The following is a 21,744-nucleotide window of genomic DNA, read 5'->3' on the forward strand; positions in this document are numbered from 1 at the left end:
ACCCATATAATAGGTTAGATGTTAATGGGCAATTGTGTTTTTTATATTACTGGCTACTCAAATTCGGTCGGGTAAAGGTATGTAGATAAAACAGCAAATCATGCTGCAACGCAGCCCTCGACTAATATATTTGGTATACTGCTTAAACTAAGTTTTAGCAATTGATTGAATAAATGTATTTAAACCCTAGTTGGCGGATCCTCACGGTTGGTGATGGCGATTTGTCTTTTTCTAATGCTGTTCGTACAGCCTTACAACCAAATAGCCTAGTGGCCTCAACCTATGACAGCAGAACAACGGTCACGACTAAGTATACTGATAATGCATTAACTACCCTAAGCGACGCAGGCATTAATATACTGACTGAATTCGACGTGACAAAACCATCAGCTTGGCAACAACTCGATGGGCAAAAATTTGACGTGGTTATTTTTCAATTTCCGCTTATACCTGCATTTCAAAACGAACAGACTTTTAAGCAACAAGCGAGTTCAAATACATTGAACCGTGCATTACTTCATCAATATATTAAAAATGCGTGTGATTATGCACTTGATAAAGCTGGCCCCCAGCTTTGTTATATTACCTCTAAAGATGTTAAACCATACCTACATTGGAATATTGAAGGCAGTTTAGCGCAAGGTTTAAACGCGCACTACCTCGGCCAAATGCCGTTTGATATAAGGCTATTCCCTGGCTATAAAGTGCGTAATGTTGACAGAGATAAACACGTTAAAGACACCAGCGGTATTACTTATGTATTCAGCCCGAGCGAAAATAAAGAACTGAGGTCGAAACTGACTTACCCTAACTATTTAACCGATAATCATTGTACGCTATGTCGCGCGGGTCCCTTTTGTTTTGAAGAAGACAAAAAAAAACACTTCAACGGAAAAAAGCATCTGCAAATGCAATCACTTGAAAATGATTGGCAGCAATGGTTAAAAAACTATAATACTGAGAAAAATAGATGAATTTTGTAATTGTTGGCACTAATTTTATCAGCGATACGTTACTCGCAGCCGCACAAACAGTGAGTGAGTTTACTCTTTACGGCGTATGCTCACGCGCAAAATCAAGTGGTAACGCCTTTTTAGCTAAACATAACGAGCAGCAGGGCAAAGTGTTTACTAACATAGCTCAGGTTTGCGCCGATGATAATGTTGATGCTGTTTATATTGCTGCGCCAAATAGCTTACATAAATCCTACGCGGTTGCGTGTTTAAAAGCGAATAAACATGTACTTGGTGAAAAGCCTTCGGCTGCGAACAGTGATGAGTTAGCTCAGATACTTACAACAGCAAAACAACATCAACGCTTATACATGGAAGCCATGATGACCACTCACTTGCCAAACTTTGAAGTACTAAGGCAAGCGCTAAAAAAAATCGGCACACCTCGTAAATACATAGGCCAATATAGTCAATACTCTTCTCGCTACGATAAATATAAAAATGGTGAACGCCCAAACACGTTTTTACCCGAGTTTGCTAACGGTGCTTTGGTCGATTTAGGTATTTATCCTTTATATCTATTAATTGCATTGTGGGGTACACCTAATTCGGTGCAAGCTAGCGGTGTGTTACTCAATACCGGAGTCGATGGCGCCGGAGATGTATTGCTTAATTACAGTGACAAACAAGCTGTAATCAGTTATTCAAAAATATCACAAGGTGATAATTTCACAGAGATACAAGGTGAAAAAGGTCGAATTAGAATAGAAGCTGTCTCGCTATTAAAGCGGGTGCAATTTATTGCTAATGATGGCACGGTTGAAGAGCTATCATTGCCATTTGATGAACACTTTATGCGCCATGAAATGGCCCACTTTATAGCAACCGCTAATAGCAATAGTTGTGAATCAACGGTCAATACTCATCAACTCGCCATAGATGTTATGGCAGTGCTTGATAAAGCACGGCAGCAATTAGGGGTGGTCTACCCAGCTGATAAATAAGGCGTTAACCGACAACAGAATTAACGCCTCAGGGAAACGCTGTTATACAACCTGCTGGCAAGCTTCAGTAATTGCTTGCCAGTTTTTATCATCAATCCATTGCTGAGCAGACACCCACGTGCCACCGGCTGCAAATACATTAGTCAATGCTAAAAAGTCACCGACGTTTTTCTCATTAATACCGCCAGTTGGGCAAAACTGACAATCTCTGTATACACTTTTTACTGTGTTTAAAAAGTTAATACCACCTGCAAGATTAGCAGGGAATAGCTTCATTTCTTTAAAGCCTGCCTCACGTGCCAATGTTATATCTGAGGTGCTAGACACACCAGGCAAGACCGGAACACCACAATCAACCAATGCCTCTAACAGTTTAGGAGTCACTGCGGGTGTTACAATATAATCAGCGCCCGCTTTTAAGGCATCCGCTAAAATAGTGCTATCAATCACAGTACCAGCACCGACTTTAAGATCTGGGAATGCTTCTTTAATTGCACTTAGAACACTTAACGACGTATCGTGGCGCAGCACCACTTCAACTAAATTAACACCACCTTCATGCATTGCTTTAGTAATAGCAACACCCGTTTCTGGGCAATCGGTTTGGATGATCGGTAATAATTTTTGACCCGCCATATATTCTGAAAATAACATTCTGTTTCCTTTAGTCGTTAAAACGATTTATTGTGGTTATAAGGCCTTACTCTTAGTTGTAAGGCCTTTAATGTTCTTAAGCACACCCTATTATTGCACTAACAAATAGCGCCCACCAAAGGTGTGTTTTTTCCCTTTATAGCTAAATGATTGCTTAGAAAGTTCTTTATTTTGGTTAATCGCCAGTAGCGCCGTTTTGCCATTTATAAATTTAATTTCAACGACTTGTACATTTGCGAGTTTTTCACTTGAGATCTGACTAACCCGGCTAGTCCCTTGCAATGTGTACTCTTTGCTAGGGTTGTACTCACCATGCGGCTCTATCACACTTATAAACTGGTGTTTATTAGTGTTTTCTACCCGTTGAATAAATGCACTTTGATTACGCAGATTAAAATTAGGATCGTTTGCGCCGGTTTGAGTAAATAGAATGTGTGTATTATCATCGGCAACACTGGTCTGAGTGTAAAAACGGCCATTACTGTTAAGCCAGGTAATTTTTGTATTATCAGACTCAGGTTTTGCAGACGCGGTTAACCATAAATGCTCATAACCATCTTGTTTGCCAAGCGGGCGTCGTACTTCACTATTATTTTTAATGGCAAAGTTACTATCAATAAAATGACCATTGTACTGCAACGGCAAATCGTATTGATGAGGTTTATCGCTTTGCACATCAAATATATCAATGACAACACTTGGGGTGTTTTCCTCCACAGTTAATAGTGCCATAGTACGACTGAGGTTTACGCCATCGTAGGCAGTATCGATACTGGCAGAGGTGAGTTTTAAATTTTTATCATCAACAAAATAGTGAACAGTAGGCGCATATTTTTCAGCTGTAGTGACATCACCGTTAAAGTGGCTAGTTTCATCGACAATGACAGTGTTATGCGCAATGGTTTGCTTTGCAAATGAGTTATTCTCAGGTAAGTAACGGCCGCCAAATTTAGCTTCAACATTTAAAAAACGCGCAGCACCGTAATCGGTCACAATTTCGTTACCATGATCGTAAAAAATCCAATTTAGCTTATCAAAGTGACCGTGCCCCATGCCTTGGGATGTGGCCTTAAAAACAACTGTTTGATCATTTTCTTCGCCTGCACGTAATACAACAAGTGCGCCGTCCTTACCACTACTACCATCACCAAACTCTTGTGAAGTAAATTGATAAGACTGCTCTTTATGTGCGTCAAGTGCATTGGCAACTTTTAAACCATCACCGGTTAAAATGATTTGCTCTTGACGCTTTGCGATATCGAGTAATTGCGGGTCTCCAGTTAAACCATAAGCAATTGTCACACCTTGAACGAGCTCAACAGTGTCGATACCTTTATCTTTAATCGCATCATTAATACCAAAAAATAGGCCGTTATAGCTCAAATCAATGGTTGCTTTAATTGCTTTTAAAATTACGCCATCACGATAACCAAAAATATCACGTTTTGGCTCATTATTAGCAATCGCTTTAGCAAATGTAATGAAAGGCAATAGTGCGTAACGTTGGTAATACGGGCCTTCTGTGTAATAACCCTGCGGTGAAAACAACTCATCAACTTGGCGTAAGAAGCCTGCTTTTCCTGATTTGTCTAACCCATAAAGCGCTTGCTCTACAAGCTTTTGATCGTCAATCACATAACCGGTCATACCAACAGCTGCGGTTGCCCAAGTGCCGTGGTTATGCACTTTATCGAACGTGCCTGGCGATTCTGTTGATAAAAAGGCTGCAACAGGCTTTAAAATACCATTTTCAATGCGTTGTTGCTCATCTTCAGACAATGCACTTGCAACTGCATCATACGCTTGAATTGTATGAACTAACCATACAGCTTCATTTAAGATCTGCCAAAATAACTTACCTGGGTTTTGGTTTTTACGTTTGGGGTGTAAACCAATTTTTGGGTATAGGTTAACGTACTCCAGCAACATATCACGCACATATTGCGCATACTTTGGTTCACCGGATAACTGATATAACACACCTGCTTGGTACATTAATTTGTAATTTTCTTTATGGCGCTCATGGGTATAGCCGCCTCCAGCATCCTTTGGTAACGGAACTGTAATTGGCAAATTTAATTGTGCATCAAGCTGACTTTTAACCGTGTTAAATCGTTTTGAAAATGAACCTGTTTGATCCACAGCTTGGCGCATATCAGTAACGTCTGCCTGTGTTAACACCAAATTTGGATGCTCATTTGCCAAACTCACACTAGAGGCCAAAAGGCTAGATGAAAGTAATAAAGACTTTAATGAAAGCTTAGAATATTGAATATACTGCATAATTACCTCTTCACAACATATGTTTGGATAGCATCAAGCTGCTTAGCAAACAGCTCAATAATTTTAGGCTGCTGTGAATTATCATAAACATTATTTTCAATGTTTGTTTTTGGCTCGCCTACAGTATGCTCAACTAATATACCCGCGGTATCTTTAAACTCATTGCCTTCAATATCGGTTACTTGTACTCCATGCAACCACGCTAAGGCATTTTGTTTATTACGTTTGCCTTTGCCAACATTGTTAAATTTATTATTAGTCAAAGTAACGTGTGGACCAAATGTACTTTCGTCTGTGCCACCGCGATACACTTTTGCAACGGCTCCTTTTACATCTGCGAACTGGCTGTTTTTAACTGTTACATATTCAGCATTGTATATACCTAAGTCTTCGTACTCTTTGTCTAACCGTAAAATATCACCGGTTATATTACTAAATTGACTGTTATTAATTGATACGCTTTCTGCAAGTGCGCCTTTACCTGAATCAAAGAAGTGAAAAGAATGGTTAATATCTAAATCAGTCACCTTAACCGTGTCTAACATAAGGCGATAATTAACATACATTCCCCACTTAGCAGTACGAATAGCGGTATTACCTGTAGAATCGGGACTATTTTTACCTGAAATAGTGATACCCACTAGTTTTAAGCTACCGCCATTATTAATTTCAAATAATGTTGAACGAGAAAATGACAGCTCTACACTTCCCATTTTTTGCGCACGTAGGGTTAAAGTTTTATCAATATTTGCGATTTTCATCAGGTTATATTTACCTGGCTGCAAGACTAAAATATCGCCATCTTTAGCGTCGCTGATTGCTGAAAACAATGCCCCTTCAGCACTATTAACTAATTTACTTTCACCGCTATCAAACTCAGTAAATGTTGGCTTTTTCTCGTACCAACTAGGGCCAGTTTGTGACTTAACCGTTGGTTCTAAGTCAGCTGATATACCATATTTTTTTGCTGAACTCTGTGGATACATTAAGCCATTGTTAGCCCGTTGCATGGTGACTTTTTTTGTAATGAAGCCAGAGTCAGTTAATGGTTCTACTGACTTGTTAAGTAGGTTATTACTAAACTTTATTCCGCTGATATCATCAAACGCGGTGAACACATCTGTCGCCTTATCGTTATAAATAAGGTTATCACGCATTACACTATTAACGGGTACAGCTGAACGCTCTTGATCACTTCCTGCTGCTAATTGCACATGACTAACATTGACGAGTGTATTATTTTCTATTGTTGCATTATCGACTTGGTGATAACGGTTAATAGTTGAATTAGGAACGCCATTCATCACAGTTAAACCACTACCAAAACGATAACCTGTTAACCCTTCTAAATAGTTATTGCGAACAATTTGGTCTTTATTAATTACGCGAATACCGCCAGTGTGATCAACACCGTTACCAAAGAAAACATTATTTTCAACAATATTGCCATTACCATGGCGTAGCGTTAATGTCCCTCTTGATTCAAAAAAAGTGTTGTTTCTGAGCTTATTTTTACCCGATTTCACAGAAATTATTTCGACTTCACCATCACAACGCTCAAAATAATTATTTTCAACAACAGTCAATGAATCTGTTAAAGAGTAATGGCTAGTACCAATACGTAATGTTTCACCACCATTAGAGCCAAACACTGGGCGTGGACCAAAATAGTTATGATCGATGCTATGATTGTTTTGTTGGCTTTGCTCTGAATCTAAGCGCACAGCCATGGTAACGCCTTTATTACGTTTACCGGCTAAATAACTATGATCAAACCGATTATTCTTTCCATAAAGTGCAACCCAATAATCTGATTCTTGTTTGTCAGGGTTGCTATAGTTATCTATTACTACTTCGGTCACACGTGAGTTGTTGGCATATTCTTTTTTGTTTCTTCTAAATGATATAACGGCGCCAGTCGGTGTATAACCATCTTTAAAAACCAACCCTTTAACAACTAAGTGTTCTCCCGCTAAACGTAAATTAGATAAACCAGATAAAATCACCTTACCACTTGTTTGAGCCTCTAAAGTAATTGGTTTATTTTTACTGCCTTGGCCACTGAATAGAATTTCAAAATCATTCCATGTGCCATCTTTTAATTGAACAACGTCACCGGCAGCTAAACTTTTTGCTACTTTACTGTATTCATCGGCGTCACTTACAAGATACGTTTTAGCAAGCAATATATGACTAGATAATGCACTGGCTAATGCCAATGATGTAATAAAAAATTTACGCGTAGCACTATTGCGTTTAGGAGAAATAGACATACAAATCCTTATTAGTGTGTGTGGTTTAGCGCAAGCTCGGTTAACCTTAAGCTTACGATTCAAAAATATTCTTGCTTAAGATCTGTGGTGATAAGCACTATGCGTTGAATTGAAATGAATTCTTAGCGAGCGTTTGCACGCTGATATAATTGTGTGTTTTTTCATGCTGTCCTCGAAATGGTTTTAGTTTTTATTCACAACTGTTTGCAACTAGTGAATTATTCCTCGCCGACATCCTATGATTTAGCAAACCTTCATGCATATAATCATAACAAGAAGTAACACAAAACTAACACACGAAAACTGACCAATCAAGATTACCAATTACTTTATTTTAAAATAAATTGGTAATACAGTTTGAAATTACCAAAAAGAAGTACTATTTTTGGTAATAACATCCTCGTGGATTTTGACATAATGGCTGAATTTACTGTAATCTAGAGTATTGACGCTTGGTCTACTAAAAATTAGAGCAATAAAGGTAAAATATGGGAAATCGTCGCTTGTTTTGGCGCATTGTCGATAAAGTTGAATCTTTGATCAATGTAGGGGAATTCTCTGCTGGCAGCCGCTTACCACCGGAACGTGAACTTGCAGAAATGTTTGATGTGAGCCGTCCGACTATTAGAGAAGCCATTATAGCCCTTGAGGTGCGTGGTAAAGTTGAAGTTAAAACCGGTTCTGGTGTTTACGTTGTTGATACGCCAGAACCTGCGTTTAAATCACAAGATATTAGCGCTTTTGAGTTGACTCAAGCACGCGCCTTAATTGAAGGTGAAATTGCGGCGTTGGCAGCGCAAAGCATCACTGAGGAAGAGCTACAGCAACTCAAAAAAACGCTAGAAGATATGGCTGAAGGCCGTTACGTTGAAAAAGCAGATCAAGAGTTTCATGAAATTATATCGCGTGCCACGCGTAATAAAGCACTTGAATACGCTGTAGCAAATTTATGGGAATTACGCTTAACGAACCCGCAAATTGTCGCCGATTATAAAAGTGTGTGCAGTAATAATGATGCATGCGTTATGGATGAACATACGGCTATATACCAAGCGCTACTTAATCATGATGCCAATGCTGCACGTTCAGCTATGCACCAGCACTTCAACCGTTTGATCAATGCACTATTTGACGCAGTTGAAGCGCGTGCACTAGAAGAGATAAAACGTAAGAACAGTGAGAAACGAGGCCTTTACTCGCTAGATGGTCTAGTTAAAACAAGTCTGTAAGCGTGTTAATACTCTCTCGCAAAGCTAGCCTAACTCCTGCACTCTAAACCCCAAATAGAAAAAACCCCCTAGCGGGGGTTTGGTTTCCTCGTACTATCAGTATTGTAAAAGGGTTTAATGTGAGAGGAACCCTTAAAACAAACTATAGTATGTGCAAGAATTTTGTTAACTACTTACATAAATGATAAATATCAATAACATCTTGTTTTGTAATGCTGCGAGCACCTAATTCAGCACGCTCATCAGAGTTTGCATGTAAACGCATGACATCCTCAGCCATCAATTCAAATTTTTCATCTGGAATACCCACATCCCCTAGCGTTAAATAAGAGTGTGTACTTTTAAACCACTTTGCAACTTCACCGGATAACATGGCTGCGGCTTTAATGTCATCTTGCTCTGTTACGCCAAAGCAACGTCTGGCTAATTTAGCCCAGCGCTCAGGTAAAACATCTGCAAAAAACGCTAAATAAGCTACGATGATCACCACCATACCTCTACCATAAGGCAGGTCATAACGTGCGCTTAGCGGCATTTCAAGGTACTGCAATGGCACTTTACTTAACCTGCCTAAAGCTTGCACGCCAGACCATGCAAAAATGGAGCATAACGCCAATTGGCCACGTACTTCATTATTATCAATGTCATATATAATTTTTTCGGTGCTATCTTTCAAACACAAGATCATGCTTTCAGTGAACCTGTCAGCAAGTTCAGATTCATTGGAGCTTGCTAAGTAATGCTCTAATAAACTCGAAAATATACTTATACAGCTGTCTTGAGTTAAACGCAGTGGTACTGAAGCCTGAATAGCAGGGTCAATAATTGCCACTTTTGGGAAAAACACATCTGAGCACGTCACCCCTTTTTCTTGTGAGTGAGAATTAACCACAACGCTATTGCAATTAACCTCTGAACCAACGGCTGCAATACTGGGTATCGCGATGAGTGGATATGCACCACCGTACTGCTGCGAGGTATTATTAGCACTCAGTACATAGTCCCAGCATTTTCCTCCTGAAAAAGCCGTAGCAGCTATATATTTAGCAGCATCAATCACACTGCCACCACCCAACGCGATAACGAGATCGCAATGGTTACTGACAAATAATGAAGTGGCTTTATCAATGGTTTTAGAACGAGGGTTAGACTCAATATGAGCGAATATAATAGATTCAACCCCTGCATCCTTTAGTGACTTTTCTATTGTAACAAGCGTGCTATCAAGGCCATTACCACGAAGGTAAGTAACAATCATTGCTTTATGACCATATTGCGCTGATCGCTGGCCTACCTCACTCACACGACCGGGGCCATATACTAGCTTGGTAGGAAAGTGCCACTCAAATGGATTCATTTGAATTTTCTCGATAATTTTAGCTGCAACAGGCAATGATTCAGCATTGGTACCTACTTTTTATATTTATAAAATGAGCAACAGTCACAAACCAGCTAACGACAACTGGTAAACCAAGATGTAAGACACAGATTAATAATTAAGTTAAATATTGTCAACCAATAATTAATAACGCTATTACCAATATTATGAATATGCCATTGTAGTGGGTTAGATTTTGATATGTTTTGCTATTATTTGGTATTTTTTATCGCTCTTGCTTACACCTTTAAACAAGGCACAAGTAAAGCGAGTTATAGCATTCTTACAGCTTTGGCCTTGCTCACAGCATGTTTACCTATCTCAAGCATTATTCAAGGTATGAATAACGTTGCGCTACTACCATACTACGAAGGCTATATGGTCGATATTACCGCAACACTATTTGCATTTGTATTTGCTAAAATGGCTAAATATTTGAAGTATAAGCCAGCTAAAAATAAAGTAATTGTTGATACGAAAAAGTTAGAATTAATCAATTAGTCTTAAAGCTAGGGCCACCTCAAAATGAAAACATCACGGTGAGGTGGCCTCAGTTTAAAAACAGAGCCTTTTAGATACAACATTTTACAGTGTCACTTATCGCAAATATATTAAATTTTTACTTTAGCCTGTACACTCTGCCCATCGTCATCTTTTTCATTCTTTTTAAAACTATGTCTCGTGTTATTCCGCCTTTTTTTATTGCACTAGTCTGCGTACTCATGGCTATGGTCACCATACAATCAGGTGCCTCTGTTGCTAAACAGCTCTTCCCATTAATTGGCCCTGAGGGTACCACCGCCTTAAGGCTCGGCTTTTCAGCTGCAATATTGTGTTTGGTATTTCAGCCGTGGAAAGCATTTCCACCGTTAGGACAACGTATGCCTGTGCTTATATATGGATTAAGCTTAGGCGGCATGAATATTTTATTTTATTACGCGATTGAACGTATTCCATTGGGAATTGCGGTTGCATTAGAATTTACCGGGCCTCTTGCGGTTGCATTATTATCGTCAAGACGTAAACGAGATCTATTCTGGGTTGCCTGTGCGAGCACCGGTATTGTGTTATTACTACCTGATATGCAGGGAGAAGAAAGCTTAGATATTATCGGGGTGTTACTCGCACTAGGTGCGGGTGCATGTTGGGCTGGCTATATTTTATTTGGTAAAAAAACTGGTAATCAGAGCTCTGGTGGAATGACTGTCGCACTGGGAATGAGTGTCGCTGCTATCGTGTTAGTTCCCTATGGCGCCATGCACCAAGGTATGGCCTTATTGAGCTGGGAGGTTATCCCATTAGGTTTTTTAGTGGCGGTTATGTCCAGTGCTCTGCCATATACTCTGGAGATGGTGGCCCTAAGAAATATGCCTGCGCAAGGCTTTAGTATAATGATGAGCTTAGAGCCAGCTATTGCAGCAATGGCTGGTTTTATGATTTTGGGCGAGCTGTTGAGCTTTTGGCAATGGTTAGCAATTGCATTGGTCATAATCGCATCAGTTGGTAGCTCTGCATCTGCGGCAAAACAAACCACTTAACAACTCATAGCCATGATTGGGGTTAGCTCCCCTTAGGGGAGCTATCGCTGTTAAATTTAGATTCCAACTAATTTAACTTAAACTTACCTACGATATCGGTTAACTGGTTATTTAATTTGGCAATATCATCTACCTCATCATGAACGGTATTACCACTAGAAGTCAGTTTCTCTACCATTAAGTGAATACGGTTCATATTTCACTTTTGTAATGTAGTAAGTAAATGTACGCGAAGTTAATGATCGGTACAGCTAATACGAAACCAAAGGAAGTCGTTGAAGTAAAAATTAAAATGTTTTCAGTAGTTGCTAGGTCAATTTACTCATTAAAATTGACCAAATCAATTATTTAGTAACATCAAATTATGCGGTTATTACTTGGTTGCCACCCGCTTTTTTAGCTTTATACATGGCATTATCTGCATATTGAATTAATTGCTGGTCGTTACAGCGTTTATCTGGATAAATTGCCATGCCTATACTGCTTGAAATATTTAAAGTATGACCTGCAATCACAAAGGGCTGACTACAGGCTAGGCGAATTTTTTCTGCTAACTGCTGACATTTTTTATGATGTTTTATTCCATATATTAAAACCAAAAACTCATCACCACCGAGTCGACCGACAGTATCTGACTTACGAACGGTCAATAATAAACGTTGTGCAATTGCTGCAAGCAACTGATCGCCTATAATATGACCAAAATTATCATTAACATCTTTAAAGCCATCAATATCAATAAATAATACTGCTAACGAAGCGAGATCACGTTCAGCTTTAAATAAGCTAGTGCGTAAACGGTCTAACAACAACACTCGGTTAGGTAATTCAGTGAGTGGATCATGGCCAACTAAATAATGCAGCTGTTTTTCCATCTCTTTGCGCTCAGTAATATCATGCGCAACCGCTATTCGTACCTGATGTTGTTCTGACCAACATACGGACCATAGAATATGTACAATGCCACCATCTTTTCGCACCCAACGATTCTCAAAACGTGGTTTTGCAGTACCTGATAATAATACCTCGACAGTCTCAAGGGTGATATCTTTGTCTTCATGGTACACAAAATCAATCATGGATCGACCAATAACGTCTGCCACAGGATAACCAAATATCGTTTCAAATGCCGCGCTTACAAACAGAAAATGTCCTTGCTTATCAACAATACAAACAGCATCGAGCATCAGTTCGAGAACATCAGTCAGACTCACTAAATCATTTTTAATCATAAAGCCTGCTTTTAAGGGGGAATACTTGTATGTTAGCTTTTACTTGCTAACTGTTCAGAAACACGAATTACAGCTTCTTCAATAGAGTGTAGTTTAAACGGCTTTGAAATAAACATATCCATGCCAGCTTCTTTACATGCGACTTTATCAGTGGCTGAAGTATTGGCAGTTAATGCAACTATTAAAGTGTCACCAATTGGACTTAACTTTGTATCTCGTAGGATCTTAGTCGCTTCTAAACCATTCAGCTGAGGCATAACACAATCCATAAAGATGAGATTATATTTCTTTTGCTCACATTTAAAGATGGCATCTTGGCCATCAACAGCAAAATCTGCTTTTATATTGAGTTTATCAAGTGATGCCTCAAGTACTAACCGATTAATTTGATTATCATCCACCACTAACACGGATAAGTCATCAATACTAACAGCAAGTTTATTTCGCTCAAAATACTCAACCTGAACAGTCCCTATTTCTAAAGGTAGTTGAATATTAAAAGTAGTCCCTTTATTTAAGGTGCTCTCTACAGCAATGGTGCCATGCATATAATCGACCAGTTCTTTTACTATTGCCAACCCCAACCCCGTTCCACCAACGCTTTTCGTTGCATCAACTTCTTGTGTAAAAGGTGAGAATAATGACTCTAAAAAATCTTCAGTCATGCCACGGCCACTATCCGAAACCACTATATCCAACATTATTTTCGACGCTTGGACGCTAGAGTTCACAGTGAATTGTACTCCACCACGCTCTGTGAATTTAAGCGCATTACTTAATAGATTAGACAAAATTTGGCTCAATCGCGCATTATCACAATAAGCCCAACAGTGATCGTCAATATTTATAGATGATTGAAAATAAACGTTTTTGTCTTTAAATAGGGGTAAGTACAGTGACGCTAAATCCACAAAGATTGTTTTTAGCAAGAAGTGATTGGGCTCTAGTTTGAGCTCACCATGATTGATTTTTGAGAAATCCAGCACTTCGTTAATAATGCTAAGTAATATATCTGCACTTCTTAAAGCGACTTTTAATTTTTCAACTCGGCGCTCTTCATTTTGTTCATCCAGTAATGTGGTTAACATACCTGTAATGCCGTTAAGCGGCGTGCGTAACTCATGGCTAATTTTTGCAAGTAACATACTTCTGTCTTCAAGCATTCGTTCTGCAAGCGCTTTTTTATTTTTTAGCTCTTCGCGTAGTTCAACAGATTCGGTAATATCTTGCAATGTGCCAAATAAACGTACACATTTATCGTCAACGAATTCTGCTTCCCCAAACGTTGAAACCCATATATTTTGATTATTTGCAGTAATTAATTGTAATTCTAGGTCCCATTTGTTCCCACTCTCAATGGCGGTCTGAACAGCATTAGTAATACTGTCACGACTTTTTCCTGCTCTAAAAAATTCAATCGCAGATTCTAAATCTGGTTGATATGACGAAGATACTTGATAAATACGCCGAGTTTGTTCGCTCCATGTTACTTTATCTAACAGTAAATCCACTTCCCATGTGCCAATTTTTGCTACATTTTCTAGTTTTAATAAAGTACTGTTATTTTTTATTAATTGCTCTGTAGCTCGCTTGCGGGCTTCTTCTACACCTAACCATTGTGCAAAAAGTTCGACATAGTCGTAAGCTTGACTTGAAAATGGAGACGAGGCTTTGGCTGCAGAGAAATTAACAGTTCCATATATTTCTTCACCAACTTTAATTGGAGCGCCAATATAAGACTCTAATTTAAAATTTAAGTAACAAGGGTGACTCGCCACACTACTAGTTGAGGCTTGATTAAAAGCAACAGCACTACCTGCTGCTAATGTATGGATACAATAAGTGCCCTCTAAATCGAAGGTAGTACCTACAGGTAATGAATCATCAGGTGTAATAACGTGCTTAACAAGGTAGCTACCGTCAATAACCTTACTTACAATCGCAATCTCTAAGTCAAAAACATCAAGTCCAAATTTAAGAAGCCTATCAACTTTGCCATCAAAATTTTGTGTTTGATCTGAAACGATGTCATGAAAGCTTCTCAGAAAATTCAAATTGTAGTTCCTTAATGCTCAAATTATAAGCTCAATATTTAGCTGATAAAGGTAATATTTTTATCCTACCTAAACAATAATGTAGCCAATTTAATAAAGCAATTTATTCCGTCTTTATCTTTGTAGTTAGAATAAATTAAAACAGTGCATTGTAATTTACCCGTTAAATAATTTATTTAGCAATTACTCTATTAACGATTGTTAATAAAAATACATCAATATATAATAACAACTATTATCATTTACAGTTACCAAAAGGACTACAGCCGCTAATGCGTATGCTCACCAAATCAACTATTGCACTGACTATTGCCTCTTCTCTCGCCAATTTAGCTGTTGCTGATGATTCAGCCATCGAAAAAATCATGGTTAAAGGCCAAAAGATAGACCGAACATTACAAGAAACCCCCGCTAGTGTGGCGGTTATTACAAGCCAAACGATTGAGCGAGAAAACCTGAATGACTTTTACGACGTACTAGCACGCACACCAAATGCATCAGGTACTGATGGTTCAGGTTTTAATATTCGCGGTATTGATGCATTTGGTGTAACTGATGGTGGAACGGGTGGGCTTGCTAGTGTTTATGTAGATGGTGCGCCAGTGCCGTATCGTATTATGCAACAAGGGGCTTTTTCAACATGGGATATAAGCCAAGTCGAAATACTACGTGGTCCACAATCGACTTTACAAGGGCGTAACTCACTTGCCGGTGCTGTGGTAATGAAAACCCGTGATGCTGTACAAGAATATAATTTTAAAGGCCGTGTTGGCATGGGTGAATACGGCACAAAAGAAGCGGCCGTAGCATTTGGCGGTGGGTTAATTGAAGACGAACTCGCATTTCGGGTAAGTGCTGAGCAACGTGACTTTGACGGCTACAACACAAATGTGGCTAGCGGTGAAGAGTCTGACTTTGATAACAATGAATTTTATCGCGCAAAATTACGCTATACCCCTTCAGCTCTACCAGAATTTGAAGCCCAACTAAGCTTTATGCACAGTGAAAACGAAAAAGGCGTTGATTGGGTAATGGAACAAAGCGGCCATGAAAATTACCCAATCAATAATATTTATGATGATCGTTTTGTCTATTTAGATTCCCCTACCTTTGAATCCACAGAGGCTGATTTATACATACTAAACCTTGATTATGATATCTCTGATGAGTGGTCATTCTCTTCAATCTCAACTTATTCAGACGCTGTATATGGCTATGAGTGGGATGGCGATGCAAGCATGCAAGAACCTAAATCTATTCTGACAGATACGCGTACTGATAAAACCACTACCCAAGAGGTGCGTTTTACCTATGAGGGCGAAAAACTCTCAGGCCTTATTGGCGTTTATTATTCAGATTTAGATGTATTTGATAGCAGCGGCGGTGAGCGCGGGATCACATTTGAACAACTGGGTGTACGTTCATTATTAACGGCACCTGCGCAATACGGTGGTTTAGGCTTATCTGGCGCTTTAGCGGATCAAGTTTTACAGTTCTACACTGGCGCAGATCCTGTTTATATTGGGCAAAGCTCTGATTTTACGCAAAAGGTAAAGACTAAAGCCTTGTTTGCAGATTTTACCTATGAAATAAACGACGCTTGGGATATTTTTGCAGGCCTGCGCTACGATAAAGAAGAGCAAGCGAACGGTACTAATGCCGATATTTACATCACGGAGCAGACACAAAACGCCCTACCACAGCCTGAAAGCTTTGCTGCTGATCCTATGCTTGCACAACTAATTGCTGGGATTAACATGCAATTATACGCTATGGCGGATGGTGCATCAGGTGACGAACCTGTTGAAGATGCAAAATTTGATGCATGGTTACCTAAAGTTGGCACAACCTATCGCTTCAACCAGGACGTATCAACGAGCTTCACCATTCAAAAAGGCTATCGTTCAGGGGGAGTTGGTACCAACATAGCACAAGCGACACCTTTTACTTTCGACCCTGAATACACTTGGAATTACGAACTCGCTTTTCGCTCTGTTTGGCTAGACCAAAAACTCGTTATCAATGCCAACATGTTCTATCTTGATTGGACTGATCAACAGGTATCCGTCTACTTATCAGGGAATCAATATGACCGTGAAACCCGCAATGTTGGTGAGTCACACGTTCAAGGTTTTGAAACTGAAATTAGCTACGAGCTAACCCCTTCAACTAATTTATATGGTGGTATTGGTTATTCTAAAACTAAGTTTGATGAATTTAGTGCAAGCTTTAATGGTGAAGAACAGGATTACAGTGGCTACTCATTTGAAGGCGCCCCAGAGTGGACCGCTTTGATTGGCTTAGATTACGCTAATGCTGATGGTTTCATCGCTAATATTAATGCTAGCTATACAGGTAGTTCACAACGCTTAGCAACTGCTCTTGAACCCCGTAATGATGCATATTGGTTAGTTAACTCGCGTGTTGGTTATCAGTGGAGCAACTACGGGGTTTATGCCTTGATAGATAATCTACTTGATGAGGAATATATCGCGCTTGCACCGGCTGGTTTTGGTAATCAAACACTTAGCTCTCCACGTACAGCAAGCGTACGTTTTGAGGTTAATTTCTAAAAGCAATTAATTAGGTGATAGCCATGAGGCTGTCACCTATTGGGGCAAGTTATAATGAATAAAAAAAATACTTTCACAGCCACTAAACGGCGCCATTTAATGGCTTGTTTATTGGCATTAGTTACAGCTGTTGTCATGATCCCTGGCATGACAACTTACTTACCGTTTGCCATGGAAGAACAAATACTAATACCCATCATGTTATTCCCTTTTATTTGGGCTGGATTATTTATCTATGCCTATATGGCTGAAAAAGCATGGCAGCCATGTGTGGTGATGCTGTTAATAATTTTAAGCCATGCTGGATTAAGCTTCATGGCGTTATCAGGGGCACAAGGATGAAATCAATCTCATTAAAAAAATTATTTTTACTGCATAGTTGGGTAGGAATAGTTACCGGTATTTTACTTTTTGTGGTGTGCTTTACAGGCGCCCTGGCTGTACTTAGCCGCCCGGAGCTAAAAATTTGGGCCAACCCTGAATTACATCAATTAAACTCCGTACCCAGTGAAAAGGTCACTGAGTTAATTAATCGCTATCATCAACAAGTCCCTCAAGAGTTTGGCGAGAACATTCACGTTTATTTACCCACCGGCCATAATACTCACCTTCTGACTATTTTATTTGAATCTCATGACGGTGATGAAAACTACGATGAAGAAGCAGCATACGCCTATCAATTCGATCCGCGTAACTTTGAATTAGTAAACGAGTACTATGGTGCAGCGGGCTATTTTTACGAGCACCGTAAAACCGATGCTCCTTCTTTTATTGGTCATTTTCATGCTGACTTACATTTAGGCCGCCCTATTGGATTAATACTTACTGGCTTTTTAGGTTTAACCTTACTGGTATCGACAATCACAGGGTTATTTATTCATCGCCAATTGATTAAAGAACTCTTTACCTTTAGACGTAAAAAAGAGCTTGATGTAGTCGTTAATGACGCCCATAAAATCATGGGGATTTGGGGCAGTTTATTTCATGGTGTTATTGGCTTTACCGGTGCATTTTTAGGTTTAGCAACCATCATTTTACTTCCCGCAGCAGCTTTTGTCAGCTTTGGTGGCGATCAAGATAAATTGGTAGAAAAGTTTACCGCAATGCCCGAACCTATCGTAACCAATCAATATCAGGCGACCGATATCACCACAATTCTAACTGATGCGCAAAGCCGTTTTCCAAAAGCAAAAGTCATCGACTTAACCATAATGGCGCATAACGACGCCAGTGCTGAAGTGTACCTACGTTTGATTGGTGGTGAAGCTGTTGCATCTCAATTGCTGCAATACCATGGCAATGGCGAATTTAGTAAGTCAATGAGTAGCTTTGGTGATATCCCAGGCCCTGCAATTAAAGTGTTAGAGCTGCTTTTCCCACTGCATTTTGGTAACTTTGCAGGCATCTTTGTCAAACTGATTTGGGCTTTATTAGGCTTAACAACGGCATTATTACCGCTTTCAGGCATGATGATGTGGCTTGCCAAACGCAGCCGGGGCAGCAATCCAACATTAACTCAGGTTGCTTATCAACGCTGGAATAGAGTTATTATTGGCAGCTGCGGCGGCCTTGTTTTAGCAACTGCTCTTTTATTTCCAGCACAAGTACTACTTAACAACTTTGTACCAGTGCAAATGCATAACGATTACTTTGGCCCATTATTCTTCTATTCTTGGCTTGCTTGGAGTTTACTGGCTATTTTGCCATTTAATTATCATCGCTATTTAAACGTCACAATGACCTTAACTGGTATCGCCTGCATAGCGGTATTACCTCTTAACCTTATATTCTCATCAAGTCATGCTTTTATACTCAATAACCTTTTAGTAACAGTGGTCGATATCAGTTTTTTAACCATCGGCGTCTTGATTATATTTGCTGCTCAACGCATTAACGCTAAGCAATTTAAATTAACCGAATACGCTAACGCACAGGGAGTAACTGTATGACATATTTTTACTTAACTCTTGGCTGTCTACTATTAGTTGCAACTAGCTTATTGCTTAGAAATGCAACTAAAGCTCAACGTCTGCTAAGTCTAGCTACATTTGTGCTTGCGCTGATTTGCTTTATCACCATTTACGGCAATATTGCAGGCGTTTTTGTTACAATTACCTCAGGGCTACTTTTTGGTTTGCTTACAGCCTTTATATTGGGTAAACCTAAAAACAACTAGTATTTTACCTACTAAGGCCTTCAAATTGTTGTATGAGGGCCTTCATTTCCCCCGTAATTTAGAAAATGTATCTCACAAAAACCAATAATCGTAATGATAACTCATATCAATTGTGTTAATGTGTCGGCAGTTTAATTATGCAAAAATCACAACAATATACAATCTACTCTATTACTTGGAGAACCGAATGAAATTTAGCCACTTTCCCGTTGCTGCAGCAGTTATTTATGCGCTAGCCCCACATATGAGTATTGCACAGGAAGAGCCAACAGCCGAGGACACAAGCATTGAAACACTAGAAATTGTCGGTGTGCGCCAAAATCGAATTTCTGAAGGTGCGACGGGTTTAGCGCTTGAGATTGATGAAACGCCACAATCGATCAGTATTATTTCAGCTGAACAATTAAAAGATTACGCTGCTTTTAGCATCAATGATGCCTTACGACTCGCACCAGGTATAAATGTTGAAGAGTGGGAAACAAATCGTACCAACTATACAGCTCGTGGTTTCGAAATTAAAAGTACACAAGTTGATGGCGTAGGCTTACCTAATGATTGGGGCATAGTAACGGGTGCAATGGAAGCATATGGTTACGAAAACATTGAAGTCATCCGTGGTGCAAACGGTTTATTAACCGGTGTTGGTAATGCATCTGCAACACTTAATTATGTTCGTAAAAGACCAAAAAATGAAAATGGTGGTGAAGTAGGCGTTGCAATCGGCTCATGGGACTTTAAACGTGTCCAAGCAGATTACTCTGTATTATTGACAGAGTCTGGCAGTTGGGCTGCGAGATTTGTCGCTGCCGCTGAAGATAAAGCGTCTTATTTAGATGGACTTGAAAATAGTCGTGAGTTTTTCTCTGCCATTGTTGACGGGCAATTAACAGATAACGCAACGATAACACTCGGTTACTCATACCAGGATGCCGACACCGATGGCAATACTTGGGGCGGCCTAGTTTATAATTACACTGATGGAACGCAGGCAGAGTGGGATGTAAGTGACACCACAACTCAAGACTGGACGATGTGGGATACTGTTAATAGCTCAGCATTTATTGAGTACAATTATATTTTTGCTAACTCATGGCAGGTTCAAGCAAGCTATAACTATCGCTCTTTTGAAGAGCAAGACAAACTCTTTTACGCCAGTGGCGCAATTGATAAAGACACAAACTTAGGTTTATCTGGTTGGCCTGGTAGATACGACAGTGAAGTTGACTCTGATATATATGAAATCAAAGCATTTGGTGCATTTGAATTATTCGACCGCGAGCATGAAGCAAATTTTGGTGTAAGCGTAGCTAAAAGTAATGATCTAATGTATCAATATGGTTTTGATTTTGCTAATACTCAAGCGTATGGCCCGACTCCTGCATTTCCATATGAGCTAGATGCCATCCCTGAACCTGACTGGTTGCCAAAAGCAGAGTACTCAGATATTGATCAAAAATTAACTCGTTACTTTGGCTCTGCAAAAATTAACTTAACTGATTCATTATTTGCTGTTGCAGGTTTTAACTCCATCAAATTTAAACGTTCAGGAAATAATGCCGGCGCAGATATTTTAAACGAAGAAAGCGAAACTAGCCCATATGTTGGTTTAACGTATAAAGTACATGATGACATTAACTTATACGCTAGTTACTCTGATATTTATCAACCACAAGAGCAAACTGATTTTGATGGCCAATACTTGGACCCAACAAAGGGTAAAAACTTTGAGACCGGTGTAAAAGTGCAGTGGCTTGATAATTCACTCATGACGTCGTTTGCGATATTTACAGCTGAGCAAGAAAACTTTGCCCAATATGCCGGGACCACATCAGCTGGTATCTATTATTACGAAGGTGTGTCAGTTGAATCTAAAGGTTATGAGTTTGAAGCCGTTGGTAATATTACAGACCAATTAAACATTGTTGCTTCCTATACTAAACTTGATGTTACTGATAAAGATGGTAACGACACCAACAAATGGGCACCACGTGATGTATTTGGCTTTTCTGTAAATTATGCTCTATTAAATAACTTAAACGTAGGTTTTGGTGGCCGCTGGCAGTCAAAAATCGAAAGTACGGATTACAACGTAAAACAAAGCAGCTATTTGTTACTTAACGCGTTTGCTCGTTGGGGCATTACGGAACAACTAGCCGTGCAAGCAAATGTGAATAATATCACTGATGAAAAGTACATAAACAGCCTACAAACTGTTGGCTTTTATGGTGCACCTGCTAACGCAAGTTTATCACTTACATATCAGTTTTAACTTCTGAAAACTTTTGAGGCCTCACCATGAGGCCTCACCATGAGGCCTCATTAGGCTAATATCTCTTTTTCTTCATTATCTGTGTGACATGCCGTTATTTAATGTAATAATTACTATAACTGTTTGAT

17 protein-coding genes are annotated in these 21,744 nt (G+C 39.3%); 10 read left to right on the forward strand and 7 right to left on the reverse strand.

The window, feature by feature from the left end; genetic code table 11:
• Positions 1-173: 173 nt before the first annotated feature.
• Positions 174-974, forward strand: coding sequence for a class I SAM-dependent methyltransferase (locus QMA12_RS15230; RefSeq protein ID WP_290210527.1), 801 nt, complete (start codon positions 174-176; stop codon positions 972-974).
• Positions 971-1,957 (forward strand): Gfo/Idh/MocA family oxidoreductase, encoded by a 987-nt coding sequence (locus QMA12_RS15235; protein WP_290210526.1) that lies wholly within the window; start codon positions 971-973, stop codon positions 1,955-1,957. The genes QMA12_RS15230 and QMA12_RS15235 overlap by 4 nt, the downstream gene beginning before the upstream one ends.
• A gap of 42 nt (positions 1,958-1,999) precedes the next feature.
• Here QMA12_RS15235 and eda read toward each other — a convergent pair whose 3' ends face one another.
• The 3 genes from eda to QMA12_RS15250 all read right to left on the reverse strand — a co-directional run bounded on the left by eda (position 2,000) and on the right by QMA12_RS15250 (position 7,167).
• Complete coding sequence (gene eda, locus QMA12_RS15240) at positions 2,000-2,611, reverse strand: bifunctional 4-hydroxy-2-oxoglutarate aldolase/2-dehydro-3-deoxy-phosphogluconate aldolase (protein WP_290210525.1); 612 nt, start codon at positions 2,609-2,611, stop codon at positions 2,000-2,002.
• Positions 2,612-2,701: 90 nt separating this feature from the next.
• Positions 2,702-4,894 (reverse strand): alginate lyase family protein, encoded by a 2,193-nt coding sequence (locus QMA12_RS15245; RefSeq protein ID WP_290210524.1) that lies wholly within the window; start codon positions 4,892-4,894, stop codon positions 2,702-2,704.
• A 2-nt stretch (positions 4,895-4,896) separates the two neighbouring features.
• Positions 4,897-7,167 (reverse strand): polysaccharide lyase 6 family protein, encoded by a 2,271-nt coding sequence (locus tag QMA12_RS15250; RefSeq protein WP_290210523.1) that lies wholly within the window; start codon positions 7,165-7,167, stop codon positions 4,897-4,899.
• A 488-nt stretch (positions 7,168-7,655) separates the two neighbouring features.
• Between QMA12_RS15250 and QMA12_RS15255 the strand changes: the two genes are divergently transcribed.
• Positions 7,656-8,396, forward strand: a complete 741-nt coding sequence (locus tag QMA12_RS15255) for a FadR/GntR family transcriptional regulator (protein WP_087533414.1) — start codon at positions 7,656-7,658, stop codon at positions 8,394-8,396.
• Between the two features lie 169 nt (positions 8,397-8,565).
• On the opposite strand, the gene QMA12_RS15260 is transcribed toward QMA12_RS15255, so the two are convergent.
• Positions 8,566-9,753 carry an iron-containing alcohol dehydrogenase gene (locus QMA12_RS15260; RefSeq protein ID WP_290210522.1) on the reverse strand — a complete coding sequence of 396 codons (1,188 nt, stop codon included), beginning with the start codon at positions 9,751-9,753 and terminating at the stop codon, positions 8,566-8,568.
• Between the two features lie 222 nt (positions 9,754-9,975).
• Here QMA12_RS15260 and QMA12_RS15265 point away from each other — a divergent pair, with 222 nt between their 5' ends.
• Both QMA12_RS15265 and QMA12_RS15270 read left to right on the forward strand, forming a co-directional pair.
• Positions 9,976-10,275, forward strand: coding sequence for a hypothetical protein (locus QMA12_RS15265; protein ID WP_290210521.1), 300 nt, complete (start codon positions 9,976-9,978; stop codon positions 10,273-10,275).
• Between the two features lie 173 nt (positions 10,276-10,448).
• Positions 10,449-11,312 carry a DMT family transporter gene (locus QMA12_RS15270; protein WP_087533452.1) on the forward strand — a complete coding sequence of 288 codons (864 nt, stop codon included), beginning with the start codon at positions 10,449-10,451 and terminating at the stop codon, positions 11,310-11,312.
• Between the two features lie 67 nt (positions 11,313-11,379).
• On the opposite strand, the gene QMA12_RS15275 is transcribed toward QMA12_RS15270, so the two are convergent.
• The 3 genes from QMA12_RS15275 to QMA12_RS15285 form a co-directional block, all read right to left on the reverse strand.
• Positions 11,380-11,508, reverse strand: coding sequence for a hypothetical protein (locus QMA12_RS15275; RefSeq protein ID WP_254911224.1), 129 nt, complete (start codon positions 11,506-11,508; stop codon positions 11,380-11,382).
• A gap of 166 nt (positions 11,509-11,674) precedes the next feature.
• Entirely contained in the window at positions 11,675-12,544 is an 870-nt protein-coding gene (locus QMA12_RS15280) for a sensor domain-containing diguanylate cyclase (RefSeq protein ID WP_290210520.1), read from the reverse strand.
• 32 nt (positions 12,545-12,576) lie between these two features.
• A complete protein-coding gene (locus QMA12_RS15285) occupies positions 12,577-14,598 on the reverse strand; it encodes an ATP-binding protein (protein WP_290210519.1) in 2,022 nt (673 codons plus the stop codon).
• Between the two features lie 272 nt (positions 14,599-14,870).
• On the opposite strand from QMA12_RS15285, the gene QMA12_RS15290 reads away from it, so the two are divergent.
• The 5 genes from QMA12_RS15290 (at position 14,871) to QMA12_RS15310 (ending at position 21,616) form a co-directional block, all read left to right on the forward strand.
• A complete protein-coding gene (locus QMA12_RS15290; RefSeq protein WP_290210518.1) occupies positions 14,871-17,171 on the forward strand; it encodes a TonB-dependent receptor in 2,301 nt (766 codons plus the stop codon).
• Positions 17,172-17,225: 54 nt separating this feature from the next.
• Complete coding sequence (locus QMA12_RS15295) at positions 17,226-17,513, forward strand: hypothetical protein (RefSeq protein WP_087533419.1); 288 nt, start codon at positions 17,226-17,228, stop codon at positions 17,511-17,513.
• Positions 17,510-19,120 carry a PepSY-associated TM helix domain-containing protein gene (locus QMA12_RS15300; protein WP_290210517.1) on the forward strand — a complete coding sequence of 537 codons (1,611 nt, stop codon included), beginning with the start codon at positions 17,510-17,512 and terminating at the stop codon, positions 19,118-19,120. The genes QMA12_RS15295 and QMA12_RS15300 overlap by 4 nt, the downstream gene beginning before the upstream one ends.
• Complete coding sequence (locus QMA12_RS15305) at positions 19,117-19,347, forward strand: hypothetical protein (protein ID WP_087533421.1); 231 nt, start codon at positions 19,117-19,119, stop codon at positions 19,345-19,347. The genes QMA12_RS15300 and QMA12_RS15305 overlap by 4 nt, the downstream gene beginning before the upstream one ends.
• A gap of 244 nt (positions 19,348-19,591) precedes the next feature.
• On the forward strand, positions 19,592-21,616 hold the full coding sequence (locus QMA12_RS15310; RefSeq protein ID WP_290210557.1) for a TonB-dependent siderophore receptor: 2,025 nt from the start codon (positions 19,592-19,594) through the stop codon (positions 21,614-21,616).
• Positions 21,617-21,744 lie beyond the last annotated feature (128 nt).

The organism is Pseudoalteromonas sp. APC 3893 (assembly GCF_030408095.1).
Taxonomy (GTDB): domain Bacteria; phylum Pseudomonadota; class Gammaproteobacteria; order Enterobacterales; family Alteromonadaceae; genus Pseudoalteromonas.

What these genes read in the sequence shown, in the direction of transcription:
- QMA12_RS15300 (WP_290210517.1), top strand. Translation starts at nt 17,510, where the DNA reads ATGAAATCAATCTCATTAAAAAAATTATTTTTACTGCATAGTTGGGTA.
- eda (WP_290210525.1), bottom strand. Translation starts at nt 2,611, where the DNA reads ATGTTATTTTCAGAATATATGGCGGGTCAAAAATTATTACCGATCATC.
- QMA12_RS15235 (WP_290210526.1), top strand. Translation starts at nt 971, where the DNA reads ATGAATTTTGTAATTGTTGGCACTAATTTTATCAGCGATACGTTACTC.
- QMA12_RS15290 (WP_290210518.1), top strand. Translation starts at nt 14,871, where the DNA reads ATGCGTATGCTCACCAAATCAACTATTGCACTGACTATTGCCTCTTCT.
- QMA12_RS15275 (WP_254911224.1), bottom strand. Translation starts at nt 11,508, where the DNA reads ATGAACCGTATTCACTTAATGGTAGAGAAACTGACTTCTAGTGGTAAT.
- QMA12_RS15255 (WP_087533414.1), top strand. Translation starts at nt 7,656, where the DNA reads ATGGGAAATCGTCGCTTGTTTTGGCGCATTGTCGATAAAGTTGAATCT.
- QMA12_RS15250 (WP_290210523.1), bottom strand. Translation starts at nt 7,167, where the DNA reads ATGTCTATTTCTCCTAAACGCAATAGTGCTACGCGTAAATTTTTTATT.
- QMA12_RS15305 (WP_087533421.1), top strand. Translation starts at nt 19,117, where the DNA reads ATGACATATTTTTACTTAACTCTTGGCTGTCTACTATTAGTTGCAACT.
- QMA12_RS15245 (WP_290210524.1), bottom strand. Translation starts at nt 4,894, where the DNA reads ATGCAGTATATTCAATATTCTAAGCTTTCATTAAAGTCTTTATTACTT.
- QMA12_RS15280 (WP_290210520.1), bottom strand. Translation starts at nt 12,544, where the DNA reads ATGATTAAAAATGATTTAGTGAGTCTGACTGATGTTCTCGAACTGATG.
- QMA12_RS15230 (WP_290210527.1), top strand. Translation starts at nt 174, where the DNA reads ATGTATTTAAACCCTAGTTGGCGGATCCTCACGGTTGGTGATGGCGAT.
- QMA12_RS15270 (WP_087533452.1), top strand. Translation starts at nt 10,449, where the DNA reads ATGTCTCGTGTTATTCCGCCTTTTTTTATTGCACTAGTCTGCGTACTC.
- QMA12_RS15310 (WP_290210557.1), top strand. Translation starts at nt 19,592, where the DNA reads ATGAGTATTGCACAGGAAGAGCCAACAGCCGAGGACACAAGCATTGAA.
- QMA12_RS15295 (WP_087533419.1), top strand. Translation starts at nt 17,226, where the DNA reads ATGAATAAAAAAAATACTTTCACAGCCACTAAACGGCGCCATTTAATG.
- QMA12_RS15265 (WP_290210521.1), top strand. Translation starts at nt 9,976, where the DNA reads ATGTTTTGCTATTATTTGGTATTTTTTATCGCTCTTGCTTACACCTTT.
- QMA12_RS15260 (WP_290210522.1), bottom strand. Translation starts at nt 9,753, where the DNA reads ATGAATCCATTTGAGTGGCACTTTCCTACCAAGCTAGTATATGGCCCC.